The following is a 12824-nucleotide window of genomic DNA, read 5'->3' as shown; positions in this document are numbered from 1 at the left end:
GTCACGGAACCGAGCGGAGTCAGAGGGCGGCGGCGGCTTCGCCGATCGCCTGGTCCAGGATCTCCAGGCCCAGCGAGAGCTCGTCCTCGGTGGCGGTCAGCGGCGGTGCGATCCGGAAGACTCCGCCCATGCCGGGCAGTTGGACGATGTTCATGTGCAGGCCCAGTTCGAGGCAGCGGTGGGTGACCCGCGCGCCCAGCTCGTCCGAGCTCCGCCTCGTCCCGCCGTCCACCACGAGTTCGAGTCCTGCCAGCAGACCGCGGCCCCGGACGTCGCCGACCACCGCGTGACGGTCGGCGATGTCCGTCAGGCCGCGCCGGAGGAACTCCCCGAGCGACCTGGCGCGCTCGTCGAGCTTGTCGCCGATCAGGACATCGAGGACGGTGTTGCCCACCGCGGCCACGAGCGGGTCGGCGACGTGCGTGGTGAAGAACAGGAACCCGCGCTCGTATGCCTCCCGCTCGATCTCGGCGCTGGTGATCACGGCCGCGAGAGGGAGACCGGCGCCGAGTGTCTTGGACAGCGTGAGGATGTCGGGGACGACGCCGTCACGTTCGAAGGCGTACCACGTACCGGTACGGCACAGACCGGTCTGCGCCTCGTCGAGGATCAGCAGCATGCCGCGCTCGCGGCACTTGTCCCGCAGGGCCGCGAAATACCCGGCCGGCGGCTCGACGACTCCGCCCGAGCTGAGGATCGGCTCGACCAGGCATGCCGCCAGGCTGCCGGTCGACTGTGCGTCGATCAGGTCGAACGCGAGGTCCAACTGGCGTCGCCAGTCGAGCGATCCGTCGGCCGTGGTGATGTCGGGCCGGTACGTGCTGGGCACGGGGATGGCGAAGTTGCCGGGCGCGGCCGGGCCGTAGCCCTTGCGTCCGGCGCTGTAGGTCGCGGACGCCGCCGCCTGGGTCATGCCGTGCCAGGACCGCGCGAACGAGACGATCTCGTGCCTGCCGGTGACGAGTTTGGCCATCCGGATCGCGGCCTCGTTCGACTCGGCACCGGTGGTCAGCAGCAGCGCCTTGTCCAGCGGCGCCGGCAGTGTCTCGGCGAGCCGCCGGGCGAGGTCGACCACCGGGCGGCTGAGCATCCCGCTGTAGAGGTGGTCCAGGGTGGCCACCTGCCGCTGGACGGTGGCCACGATCTCGGGGTGCGAATGGCCGAGTATCGCGCTCATCTGGCCGGAGGTGAAGTCGAGTATCCTCCGGCCGTCCTCCGTGAACAGGAAGCTTCCTGCGGCCCGTTCGATGATGACGGGGGTGAACTCGACCCCGTAGCGGACGAGATGACTCTCGGCATCGGACCAGAAACCTTCGTCGGACGGCGAGGTGGTGATCGAGGCAGCCATGCCTTCGACGGTAGATCGCGCCGAGGTTCACGTCCATCTCCCCATGGTGGCTTTCCTGTTCGGCCGAGCCGCACGACAACTGCCGCGTGGTGAACCCCTGGTGGGTGGTTCAGGTGATCGGGTCGCCGATGAGTCCGCCGGTCGCGGTGCGGATGGCGTGGGCCAGGCGCCGGGAGGAGCACGTGACGTCGTGGACTTCCCCGGCGTCGTTGCCGGCGAGGACGGCGGCGCCGGTCTGTTCGCCCAGCACCCGTACGACCGCGGCGCTCACCGCGGCGTGCCGCCGTACCTCCGCGTCCTGGGGCGGGCGGCCCAGCCGGTCGCCGATGATCAGACGCAGCTCGTGCTCGGTCTGGTCGCAGGCCATCAGCCAGGCCGTGCGGAGCGCCGGTTCGCTCTCGGCCAGCCGGATCATCCTCACCGCGAGCATCTCGTCGGCGAGATCGACCGGCGCCATCCAGCGATCAGGACCGTCCAGCTCCGACGCCAGATGCTCCTCCAGAGAACACTCACGCGGCCACCGGCCCAGCACCCGGAACAATTCCACGACCCGATGCATCACGATCGGCTCCGCGCAGCTCTCCTTGCTGCGGAAATACCGCCACACCGTCCGCGTCGACACACCCACCGCCCGCGCGATCTGGTCACCACTCGTCGCCCCCACCCCCTGCTCCCAGAACAGCCGCGACGCCTCCCGTGAGATCTCCAGCCGCAAGCGCGCCCGCCGCTCCTCGCCCGGCCCGCCCCCGCCACGCTTCACCGCCATGACACTCCAGCACTCCCCTCCACCCCCTAGACGTCATCACACGACACTATGTCACTTAATGCCGAAACGTCGACAACGGCTACACCGAAGGCCGTCGAGCACCACGGCCACGGCCGGGCGCGTAGCGCGCGTCGAGACGTCACCGGCGAATGGGGCGAGGGCTGCGCTGGACATCGCGGCGATGTCCGTACGACACGGGCCGCTCGGCGCGAGTGCGGGCCGCAGGGGCGTGATTTCAGGAGGATTCCGCGGCTGCGGCGACAGCGCCCGCCGCGCGCACGTGCCGGGCGAGGCGAGCCGGGTCCACGCCGTCTCGGGCGGTCAGATGGCGCGCGAGAGTGGCGTGCAGGAACTGCCTGGAAGACGGGGGAAGCGTGCCGAGGACAACTTCGCGGGGCAGTTCGGGAAAGCGATAGCCGCTCACGGCGGTCTCGTCGGGTCCCGTCTCCTCCCACGTCAGCAGCCGCGCGGCGACCGCCGTGTCGACCAGGGGCAGGAGTTCGTTCAGCGGTTCGTCCTGGATCTCCGCGAGCACCCCGATGTCAAGCCACTCACCGTCCACGGCGGCGTACGTGAGCAACGCCCGTACCGGATCGGGCAGTTCGGCGAGCCTGGAGAGGACCCTGCCGCGCACGGCTGTGGGCACCCTGGCCAGTGGTCCGGTGCGCCGGTCGGGCGGGAGTTTGAGCAACTCGCCCAGGGTGAAGGGGTTTCCCCCGCTGCGCCACCACAACAGCGTCGCGTCCTCCTGCGTGGTGGTCTCGCCGCGCAGCGCGAGGACCTCGGACACCTCCCGGGCGGTCAGCGGCTCCAGCGGAAGCCAGGTCGCTCCCCGTCGTGCCAGAGCGGTCAGCAGTCCGTCGGACAGGGGGTCGTCGGCGGTTCGCACAGCGAGCAGTACGGCGATGTGGCCCTCCGGGACCGCATCGACAAGTTGCGTCAGCAGCGAGTGGAATTCGGGCGGCGCCGAGTCGAGGTCGTCGATGACGCACAGGACGGGCCTGCGGGAGAGAGCCCGGACGAGCGTTTCGAGCATTGTCCCGGAGCCTCCCCCCGCGGCGCTCTCGGGAGGGCGGCCCTGGCGCAGAGCTTCGAGGAGCCGCGCGGCCGGGGAGGACCGTGGGCCTTCGCCGTTCGGTCCGGGCGCCTGGCCACCGTCGACGCGGGCCACGGTGAAACCCGAGGCACCCGCCCGGACCGCCGCCTCGTCCAGCAGCCGGGTCTTGCCGGAGCCCGGTTCGCCGGAGATCACCGCCCACGTGGTACGGCCCGTGGCGGCGGTCGCCAGGACGGCCGCGAGTTCGGCGGTCTCCTCGGCCCGCCCCACCAGAGGCGTGGTGGCGGGGACCAGGTCGGCCGGGGAGGTGTCGGCGGGGGAGGCACGGAAGCCGTCGAGGAACTCGCTGTCGTGACGCAGGATCGCGACGTGCAGACGGCTCAAGGCCGGGCTCGGGTCGAGGCCTACCTCATCGGCCAGCATCCTCCGGAAGCGCTCGTACTGCCGCAGCGCCTCGGCCGGCCGGCCTCCCTCGTACAGGGCACGCATCAGCAACTCCCAGGACCCCTCACGCATCGGTGCGCCGGCGGCGAGGCTCTCGGCCATCTCCACCGCCCGCTCCACGTCTCCCTGCTTGAGCAGAACCGTGGTCCGCAACTCCCTGGTCTCCTGGAGCATCCCGTGCAGCCTGGCTCTCGCACGCGTCGCGAAGCCGTGCCCGGCCGCCTCCTGGAACGCGTCCCCGCGCCACAGGGCGAGCGCCTCGTCCAGTCTCCGCCCGGCGAGCGTCAGGCGGCCGTGTTTCACCGCACCCCGGGCGCTGTTCAGCAAGTCCTCGAAAGCGGTGCTGTCCCGTGCCTCGCGAGGCACGTGCAAGGAGTAGGCCGACGTCCCGGCGACGAGCACGGTGGAGGCTCCCTGCCGCCGCGGATCCAGGACCGATCGCAGGCGGCTGACATGAGCGCGTATGGAAGACAGCGCCCCGGCGGGGACGCGCCCGTGGGGCCAGAGAGACTGGCACAGCTCGCCGACGGGAACGGGTCTGCCTTCCACGACCAGGAGGTGGGTGAGCAGGAGCCTGCGTTGTCGCGGCCCGAGGTCGAGCGTGGTCTCCCCGCGCTGCACCTGGATCGGCCCCAGCGAGCGGTACCACGATGTCTGGTCGACCGCAGAGTTCATCTCATTCGCCGCTTTCCGGGGATGTCCCCGCGGAGAGAGCGCGGCTTGTTCGGGTCGTACCGATGCCGCGGCCCTCGGTGGCCGGGTCCGCCACCGGCGTGGCAGCTCTGATCACGTGCACAGTGCCCGGACACGGGATGCGTCGGCCGCCGGGCGCCGGAGCGGCGCTGAACAAACGTTCTCCATGTCCACAGGCTCGCTGTCGAGCGAGGACCGGTGACTACTTGTCGCGTCCAACCTTGTGCGGGGTGACGGGTGCGCGCAATTGTGGAGCGCCACGACGACCACCACGTGAACAGCGGCCGGAGCACCACGACTTGCCGCGAACGCGCGCACATCACCGCAGCTCAGAGACGGCCTCGGTGACTCGCCGGACGGCGGCGCTCTTCCCGGGTATCGCATCGTGAAGTACGCCACACGCGCCACACGCGTGACGCACGCGGCGCAACGGTGCGATGGCGCGATGGCGCGGGCGCCTTGAGGGGGCGACCGGGCGTCGCCGAGGGCGGCCCGTCAGGTCACTTTCTCGTGGTGGTGGTCCATAAACACTGTGGTCTGTCATGTGTTGTTCCATCATTGCCCCGGCCCCGGCAGGTACCGGAGGGTGGGTACGTTCCACACGCACAGGACTTGGACACCAACCTGTCCGCCGTCATGCGCGAACGCCCCGGATGGTGTCCGAGCAGACGAGGGAAGAGGTTGATGAAGCGCATACTCATACGCTCGGGGAAGAGCCCGTTCCACGTTGCCAGCCAACAGGAGTTCCTCCAGAAGGACCTGATCGGCACCAACTCGGGCAACCTGCTGTTCAGCGACGCGGCCCACAAGATCCTGCTCACCGACCGGACCGAGGTCACCTCGAACGGCATCGGCACCGTCGCGACCCCCGAGCGGGCACGGGAGATCAACCGGGACTACGACGTCTTCGTCATCCCCCTCGCCAACGCCTTCCGCCCCTCGTTCAAACCCAACCTCAACAAACTCTCCGCCCTCATCGAGCAGCTCACCATCCCCGTCGTCGTGGCCGGCGTGGGCGCCCAGGTGCCCGACGACTACGACACCACCCGCCTCGCCCCCATCGAGGCCTCGGTCAAACGCTTCGTCAGAGCCGTCCTGGAAAGATCCGCCTCCATCGGCGTACGCGGCGAACTGACCGCCTCCTACCTCGAACGCCTCGGCTTCAAGCGGCACGTCGAGATCATCGGCTGCCCCTCGATGTTCCTGCACGGCGACACCTTCCCCACCCCCCGCGACCCCGGCACCATCGACACCCACTCCCGGATCGCGATCAACATGTCACCCGGCGCCATCGCCGTCGGCGACATGGAAGCCCTGGCCCGCCACGCCCTGGAACGCTTCCCCCACCTGCGCTACTACGCCCAGAACATCGCCGACGCCGAAGTCCTCTTCTGGGGCGACACCTCCGCCGTCACCGGCCCCAGGACCCGCTTCCCCCGGGAGCTGACCCACCCGCTGTTCGCCCAGAACCGCGTACGCGTCCCCCTCGACCCCAAAACCTGGATGGACGAACTGGCGACGTACGACTTCGTCTACGGCACCCGCATCCACGGCAACATCGCCCCCCTCCTCGCCGGCACCCCCAGCGTCGTCCTCGTCCACGACTCCCGCACCCTCGAACTCTGCCGCTACTTCGGCATCCCCCACCGCATGCTCAGCACCACCCCCGCCGACATCCACCCCCAGAAACTGTACGAACAGGCCGACTACAGCGAGATGCTGAACGGCCACAAGGAGCGCTTCGACCGCTTCGTAGGCTTCCTCGACCGCAACGGCCTGGAGAACACCTTCACCCACGGCGACGGCGGCGCCGCCTACAACCTGAGACTCGACGCCCTCGACCTGCCCCCCTCACTCGGCGTCTGGAACGGCGGCGACGACGGCTCCCTGCACTACCGCTTCAGCCGGCTCCACGAACGCCACACCGTCGCCGACCGCCGCATCGACAACCTCACCAAGAAGAACAACGAACTCCAGAAACAGCTCAACCTCATGGAACGGCGGCTGTCCAGCCTGGAGCGGAGCCTGCCGGTACGCATCGGACCGGCCGTCCGGCGCCAGATACGACGCCGACTACGACCGGGCAACTGAGCCGCTGCGAAGGGCGTTTCACTTGGCCGGCCGTTGAGTCGGGCAGCGGTCGGCGCGAGCGTAGCGAGGCACCGCCGGGGCTCTCTGATTGTCGAAGGCTTGTCCATCCCCTGCCTCCGGGAGTGTGGACGTCGACACGCGCCGGTCGCGAGTCGCGTGCCCCATCTGCGGTCGAGTCCGTGGCGGTCCGCCCCACCCGCCGCGCCCCGTTTCCTCGCTGCTCGCGGGTGCGTCCCCGCAAGATGTCGCGGCCTTGACAGAAGATCAGGGACATCGTTTAACTCTCGTGACGCCGGTCCCAGATGATCGGCCGCAGAGGTACGCCCAGCCGGTAACCGGTCTCGTACCGTAAATCCGGACTCAGTCGCCAGGACCGCTGAGCGCATCCGAGGCGGGGACCTACCCACCACATCGCCGGAGCTTCCAGCAATGCACCACACCAAGTCATCTGTCTACAAGAAGTCGGCGCTCGTCGGCCTCTGTACGGCCGCCGTGCTCGGCCTCGTCTCCGGGTTCGCCCCGGGAGGCGCACAGGCCGAGGGGGCGGCGCCGACGCCGCCCCCCGCCCATGCGGGCTTCGACTACCAGATCGGTGGCGCCTACACCCCGCCCACCGGTGTGCAGGTGGTCAGCCGGGACCACGAGGCATCCCCTGCCGCCGGCCTCTACAACATCTGCTACGTCAACGCGTTCCAGGCGCAGCGCGGCGCCGAGGACGAGTGGGACGACGATCTGCTGCTGCGTGATGCGAGCGGGAACATCGTCTACGACGGCGAATGGAAGGAGGCCATCCTCGACACCCGCACCGCCGACAAGCGCGAGCGCATCGCCGAGAAGGTCGGCAGCTGGATCGACCAGTGCGGGGACAAGGGATTCCAGGCCATCGAGCCGGACAACTTCGACAGTTTCTCCCGGTCCAAGAACCTGCTGGACGCCGCCGATGCCCAGGCGTACATCAAGCTGCTCTCGGCTCGTGCGCACGCCGGAGGGCTGGCCATCGGCCAGAAGAACACGGTCGAGCTCGCCGGCAACCGTGTGGCGAACGGGCTGGACTTCGCGGTCGCGGAGGAGTGCGGGGAGTGGGAGGAGTGCGGTGACTACACGGCCGAGTTCGGGAACAACGTGATCGTCATCGAGTACACCGACGAGGGTCTCAGCACCGCCTGCGCGGACTTCGCCGACACACTGAGCATCGTGCAGCGCGACATGGACGTGTTGCCGAAGGGCAGCAGCGGTTACGTTCGCGAGACCTGCTGAGTTCTCACCGAACGGGGCCGTCGTGTGGGGCCGTCGTGCCGGGGCCGTCGTGCGAGGTGCGTCTCGCACGGCGGCCCCGGCGCGTTCAACCGGCAGTGGAATTCCACCCCGGGGGCGCGGATGCGGCAGAGCCGGACTGTCCTCGCAGAAACACGCACCCCATGTTGAACCCTTCAGTGGCGCACACCGTAGTTACCACTGACACCGCGGGTGCGCACAGCCCTTCCGCTCCCTACTCCCCCGTTATGGGAGCGGTCGCAGTGGTGTCCTCCTCCTCCCACGTTCGACGGGAGAAGGCGGCCGTGGCCTGGACCCAGGCACTTGGGCTTCAGGCCACGGCATGACCGGCGCCGGTGAGCACCGGCCCGCCCTGGCTCCTCCTCCCCCCGGCGTCCACGGCGTCCCTCCTGAGGAGCGTCCGAGTCGCGCGCTCTCGATCGGTCGGGGTACGCGTACGGCGGGCCGGACACCGCATCGGTGTCCGGCCCTCACTCCGTCCCCGACCTCAGCTCCTAGCCGGCCGAGGCAATCGTCCAGCGCTGCGCGCTCTGCGCCGTGTCGTTGCAGTCCGTCACCTTGAGTCTGGCGTCGTTCCCAGCGGCTCGGCCGCCGTCGACGGCCATGCACCGGTTGTTGGTGGCATTGCGGATCCAGAAGCCGCCCGGATGCGGATCCAGCCACCAGCGCTGGTTGTCCGCGCCCGTGCTGTTGCAGTGGTACTGCGCGAGCTTCGTCCCGTGGGCAGGGGCACCGAAGTTCGGCAGGTCGACGCAGAGTCCGTCCTGCCGGTTCTTGATGATGAAGAGACTCGCCCCACCGGGCCCGCCGTCGCTGTCGACGACCCTGAGGTCCCACAGCTGGTTGTCCTTGGTGGTGGGGCGGCAGTCGTACTGCCTGACAGGCCCGTTGACCTTTCCCTTCCCGAAGTAGGGAAGGTCGGCGCACTTGCCCGTCTCGGCGCTTTTCAGCAGTATGTTCACCCGTCCGGACAGGGCGTTGGCCAGATCGCGGGGCGTGGGTGCTTCGGTCTTCTTCTTGGCCGCCTTGGGCGTTGTCGCCGGCTTGTCCTTGGCCTCGGTGCCGCCCTCGGCCACGACCTCGCGCTTGCTCGGCAACGTGCTCGGCGACGTACCAGCGGGCGGATTCCCCGGCATCGACACCGACTTCGGCGCCTTCTCCTCCTTCGTGTCCGGCTTGGCGGGCGCGGTCGGTGACTTGCTGCCGTCCGTGTCGGGGCGGGCGGAAGTCTCGGTGTCCGGCGACGCACCGGCCACACTGCCGGCCCGGTCCGGTTCGCGCTCGTCCTCTCCCGCCGCGAGGAGCGGAACCGCGATGAGGAGGACCCCGGCGATCGACGCCGCCACCAGCATGTGTTTCCTGGAACGGGCGCCGGGGGGTGTGTCGTCGGAGCCCGAGCGCACCACGGGACCACGGTTGTTGTGGGTCGCTCCGGCGGTCGTCGCGGGGCTGGGAGCATTGACGACCGTCGGCGTCGGCGTCGCGGCCGGTGCGGGGACGGGCTCGGGGTCGGGCTCGGCCGCGGGCGTGGGAGTGGGCGTGGGCAACAGCGCCGTGGGAGCCCCGGAGGGAGCGCTTCCGGCCGACCCGGAGTCGCCCTCGGGCGCGTCGCCGGCACCCGCCGGTGCGGCAGCCGACGCTGTGACGCCCGCTCCTTCCGTGGACGCGCCCTCCGTGGACGCGCCCTCCGCCGACACGCCTTCCGGGGATGTCCCTTCCGCTTCGCCGTCGGCCCGGCCCTGCGGTACCGAGACCTCCTCTTCAGCGGCTGGTGGTACGGGTGTTGCCCTCCTGGAGCCCGGCGTCAGAGCGTCACCAGGATCGCCGGCGGTCCCTCGCATCGGCACGGCCCGGCGGACCGATACCGGCGTACCGCCGGGTTGCCCCACGCTCGCAGACGTACGCGCGCCGGAGGACGTCGCCGACTGCGTGGGTATGCGGTTGGGGGGATCGCTTTCACGTTCCACGTAGTTCCTTCTCCTCTGTCTTGATTCGGTTTCGGGTCACGGCCCGGCACCCACGACACGTCCACCGACGGCGCTTTCAGCGGTACGGGGCCCGCACGGCAGCACCCGGCCTCATCGAGACTGGCTGGGAGCTGTGCGAGTTGTGTGTTCCTCATCCGGCCGCTCGGCGGGCTCCTGCTCCGCCGGTGCCGGGCCGTTCGCCTGCGCCGAGGTGCCGTGGGCCTGTTCGCGAGTCGGCCTCAGTCGTCTGGCACGTTCCAGTGACCCCAAGGGGACCGCGTCGTCCGACCAGTCGAACACCGAAGGCGCCCCGTCCGGTCCCGGCCGTGCGGGTCGAGGGGGTCCCGATTCCGGTGACTCGACAGGTTCCGGAGAAGGTGCAACCACCGTCGACGGTGGTACCGGCCGGGCCGACAGCCCGTCCGGCCGCGCGGTCTTCGCCTGTACGCCCGGGGCCGGCTTCGGCGTCGGCGTCGGCCGACCCGGGGCGGACACCTGAGCGGGTCGCGCCCCGGCGTTCCGCCCGGCGCCGACCGCAGGCCGGGCGGGTCTGTCGTACCGCAGGGTGCGCACACCGTGCTGGGAGGCCAGGCGGCGCAGTTCGCCTCCCCCGTCCATCGGCACTCCGTGCACGAGAAGCGTCGCGCGCGTCCGCAGCCCCGGCGCCAGAGCGCTGAGCAGGTTGGCGAGCGCGGGCCAGAGCGAACTGTCCATGGCTTCGCCCTGTGTGCCCAGTTCGATCACCGGCCCGCCGGCCTCAACCCGCCTTGCCGTGGGGGACAGTTGGGGCCCGCCGCGCGAACCGACCCACAGTCCCGCCCTGGTCACGGTGACCTGCCAGCGATCGCTGAGGCCGATCACACCTTGCTCCGCCCGTGCGGGCCCGGGCAGCGGAGGCGCCCAGCGAAGCAGCCGGGGCGGTTGGGCCCGGCCGCCCTCGTCCGGTGGCCGGCACAGAACCGCGTCCACGAAAGGCATCCACTGCGGCGTACCGTCAGGAGCGGTGACCACGGACCGTATCGAGTAGGCCCCCGCCACGCCGGCTGCCGCGATGAGCGGCAGCCCGGTCATGACTTCGACGCCGATGCGCAGCCGGTCGGCCACCGACTGCGCGGTGGGCAGCACATCGCGTCGCCCACCGGGCAGGAGCCGCACGCCGGACCTGATTTTCGCCGGCAGGGCCGTCAGCACCTCGGTCACCTCCTCGACCGAGACGTCCTCACCGCTGGGTACGCCGATCACGACGGCCAGCCGTCGCGGATCCACCGGCACGGCGTGGTAGAGGTCACCCGGCTCGGTCCTGGGAGCCTCGGCCGGGCGGATCAGCAGCCCAGCCGGAATCTGTTCCACCACGCTCCCACCGGTCACAGCCGTCGGCACACCGGGCAGCGCGGACTGCCAGGAGGGCTCCGGGCTGCGAGGGCCCAGCGCCCGTGGGGCCGCTCCCGGGGCGAACTGCCACCACCCGCCCGCCGACGGCGTTCTTCCGGGAGGAGGCGGGACGAAGAGAGAACCGCCGGGCACGAAGAGGGGGGCTCCGTCCGGGGCACTCACACTCATGGACCAGGCGTCGGCGATGCGTCGCGCGGCGGAGGGCCGCTCCTTCGTATCGTCCCCCGCACCAGCCATGACCAGGCGTACGGTGTCGGTTCCCGACTCGTCCAGCGAGTCGAGCAGTTCACTCAGCCTCGACCAGACGTCGACGGGCTCCACCCCGTCGGCGCCCACGATCACGGTCACGGTGCCGTCCCCCGTACGCATGCCGCGTGACAGATCGGCGACGTCGGATGCGGTCAGCGTGGTGTCCGAGGCGGTCCGGAGCAGGAGGAGGCCGTCGTGGTCCTCGACCAGGAGTGCTTCCGTCTCTTTGCCGACCGCCGCACCGGGCGCCGTCGCGCTCGCATCGGCGCGCTGACGCCGCGGACCGGCGGAGGCCCGGACGTCGCGCCGCCTCGGGATGAGGCCACCCCAGCGTCTCACTTCTGAAACTCTCCGCGCCCCGAGGACGAACCCGCGTCCCTCGCCTCGACGTTGCCGTACATCGGCATCTCGGGTGTGGGGCGCTGTGGGAGCCGAGGCGCACAAGCAACCCTGGAAGTGGGCATGTTGTCGTACTCACTCACCGGCTGGCACTCCAGAAGCAGTGGATGTTCCGCTCATGTACAACGTCCCAGTTAACCAGTCCGCAGAAGCGAAACCTTGTCGTGAGATTGCGTCCTGGGATGCCGCGGTCCGAGTGCGGCAAGGTGGTCTCTGCGGCTGGTTCACGCGCGCCGAGAAAGCGGATGGTCGACGTCGAAGGTCGCGCGAACCAGGACGACCGGGCGCAGCGCCGGCAGCGAGTGGCCGCCGGCGAGAAGAAGTCGGCGGCGGCGCCGACAGACGGTGTGTCAAGTGTGTCGGCTGCGTCGGCTGTCGGCTGTCGGCTGTCGGCTGTGTCGGCGAACAGGGCGGTCGGCTCAGACCGCGACCGGGTCTCCTACCGCTCCGCCGGTGGCCCTGCGGACCGCGTGTGCGATACGGGCGGACGTGTCCGCGAACTGGCGGGGATCAGCGCCTTCCAGGAGTCTCGCCCCCACGTCCTCGCTGATGACCCGCAGTGTGGCGGAGGCCGCCGCGGCATGCAGGCGTACCTCGATGTCCTGGGCCGGAAGCCGGAGCCGTCGCGCGATGATCTCCACCATCTCCCGTTCCACCTGGTCGCAGGCCATCAGCCAGGCCGTACGGATGGCGGGCTCGCTGTCGGCCAGCCGGATCATCTTCATCGCGAGCACATTGTCGGCCATCATCACGGGATCGGCCTCCCGGCCGATCTTCTTCGATTCGGCGAGGAAATGGTCCTCCAGCGAGAGCTCCGGAGACCAGCTGCGGAGCATGGACATCTCCAGCTCGACCCCCTCCATCACGATGGGCTCGGCGCAGCTCTCCTTGCTGCGGAAGTGGCGCCAGATCGTGCGGGTCGACAGACCGACGGCCTCGGCGATCTGGTCACCGCTGGTCGCGTCCACGCCTTGATCCCAGAACAGACGGGATGCCTCGCGTGAGATCTCCAGACGGATACGGTGCCGCCGAAGCTCACTCATCCCGCCCCCGCCACGTTTGGCCGCCGCCTCACCGACCATTCCATCGCTCCTCACTCCGAACCTCCCGGGCAGTGTCATAATGACACTTAGTGACGCCCAA

At 70.0% G+C, this 12824-nt stretch carries 8 protein-coding genes; 2 read left to right on the top strand and 6 right to left on the bottom strand.

Annotation, left to right across the window (positions count from 1 at the left end; genetic code table 11):
- Positions 1-19: 19 nt before the first annotated feature.
- The 3 genes from ACFYNU_RS34885 to ACFYNU_RS34875 all read right to left on the bottom strand — a co-directional run bounded on the left by ACFYNU_RS34885 (position 20) and on the right by ACFYNU_RS34875 (position 4290).
- Positions 20-1348, bottom strand: coding sequence for an aspartate aminotransferase family protein (locus ACFYNU_RS34885; protein ID WP_356596616.1), 1329 nt, complete (start codon positions 1346-1348; stop codon positions 20-22).
- A 109-nt stretch (positions 1349-1457) separates the two neighbouring features.
- Positions 1458-2114 carry a helix-turn-helix domain-containing protein gene (locus ACFYNU_RS34880; RefSeq protein ID WP_356596614.1) on the bottom strand — a complete coding sequence of 219 codons (657 nt, stop codon included), beginning with the start codon at positions 2112-2114 and terminating at the stop codon, positions 1458-1460.
- Between the two features lie 235 nt (positions 2115-2349).
- Positions 2350-4290 carry a BTAD domain-containing putative transcriptional regulator gene (locus tag ACFYNU_RS34875; RefSeq protein WP_356596612.1) on the bottom strand — a complete coding sequence of 647 codons (1941 nt, stop codon included), beginning with the start codon at positions 4288-4290 and terminating at the stop codon, positions 2350-2352.
- 702 nt (positions 4291-4992) lie between these two features.
- Between ACFYNU_RS34875 and ACFYNU_RS34870 the strand changes: the two genes are divergently transcribed.
- Positions 4993-6399, top strand: coding sequence for a polysaccharide pyruvyl transferase family protein (locus ACFYNU_RS34870; RefSeq protein WP_388768382.1), 1407 nt, complete (start codon positions 4993-4995; stop codon positions 6397-6399).
- Positions 6400-6828: 429 nt separating this feature from the next.
- Positions 6829-7656, top strand: coding sequence for an endo alpha-1,4 polygalactosaminidase (locus ACFYNU_RS34865; RefSeq protein WP_356596531.1), 828 nt, complete (start codon positions 6829-6831; stop codon positions 7654-7656).
- Between the two features lie 512 nt (positions 7657-8168).
- On the opposite strand, the gene ACFYNU_RS34860 is transcribed toward ACFYNU_RS34865, so the two are convergent.
- From ACFYNU_RS34860 to ACFYNU_RS34850, 3 genes are all read right to left on the bottom strand, one after another.
- Positions 8169-9221 (bottom strand): RICIN domain-containing protein, encoded by a 1053-nt coding sequence (locus ACFYNU_RS34860; RefSeq protein WP_356596529.1) that lies wholly within the window; start codon positions 9219-9221, stop codon positions 8169-8171.
- 531 nt (positions 9222-9752) lie between these two features.
- Complete coding sequence (locus tag ACFYNU_RS34855; protein ID WP_356596527.1) at positions 9753-11621, bottom strand: hypothetical protein; 1869 nt, start codon at positions 11619-11621, stop codon at positions 9753-9755.
- A gap of 479 nt (positions 11622-12100) precedes the next feature.
- Complete coding sequence (locus ACFYNU_RS34850; RefSeq protein ID WP_356596525.1) at positions 12101-12724, bottom strand: helix-turn-helix domain-containing protein; 624 nt, start codon at positions 12722-12724, stop codon at positions 12101-12103.
- Between the last annotated feature and the right edge of the window lie 100 nt (positions 12725-12824).

This window comes from Streptomyces sp. NPDC006643, assembly GCF_042870175.1.
Classification (GTDB): Bacteria; Actinomycetota; Actinomycetes; order Streptomycetales; family Streptomycetaceae; genus Streptomyces.
Note: the sequence above shows the minus strand (reverse complement) of the source record. Positions and strands in the feature narration are given on the sequence as shown.

Coding starts and splice junctions, on each gene's coding strand:
- ACFYNU_RS34880 (WP_356596614.1), bottom strand. CDS start 2,114: ATGGCGGTGAAGCGTGGCGGGGGCGGGCCGGGCGAGGAGCGGCGGGCG.
- ACFYNU_RS34885 (WP_356596616.1), bottom strand. CDS start 1,348: ATGGCTGCCTCGATCACCACCTCGCCGTCCGACGAAGGTTTCTGGTCC.
- ACFYNU_RS34865 (WP_356596531.1), top strand. CDS start 6,829: ATGCACCACACCAAGTCATCTGTCTACAAGAAGTCGGCGCTCGTCGGC.
- ACFYNU_RS34850 (WP_356596525.1), bottom strand. CDS start 12,724: ATGAGTGAGCTTCGGCGGCACCGTATCCGTCTGGAGATCTCACGCGAG.
- ACFYNU_RS34870 (WP_388768382.1), top strand. CDS start 4,993: ATGAAGCGCATACTCATACGCTCGGGGAAGAGCCCGTTCCACGTTGCC.
- ACFYNU_RS34875 (WP_356596612.1), bottom strand. CDS start 4,290: ATGAACTCTGCGGTCGACCAGACATCGTGGTACCGCTCGCTGGGGCCG.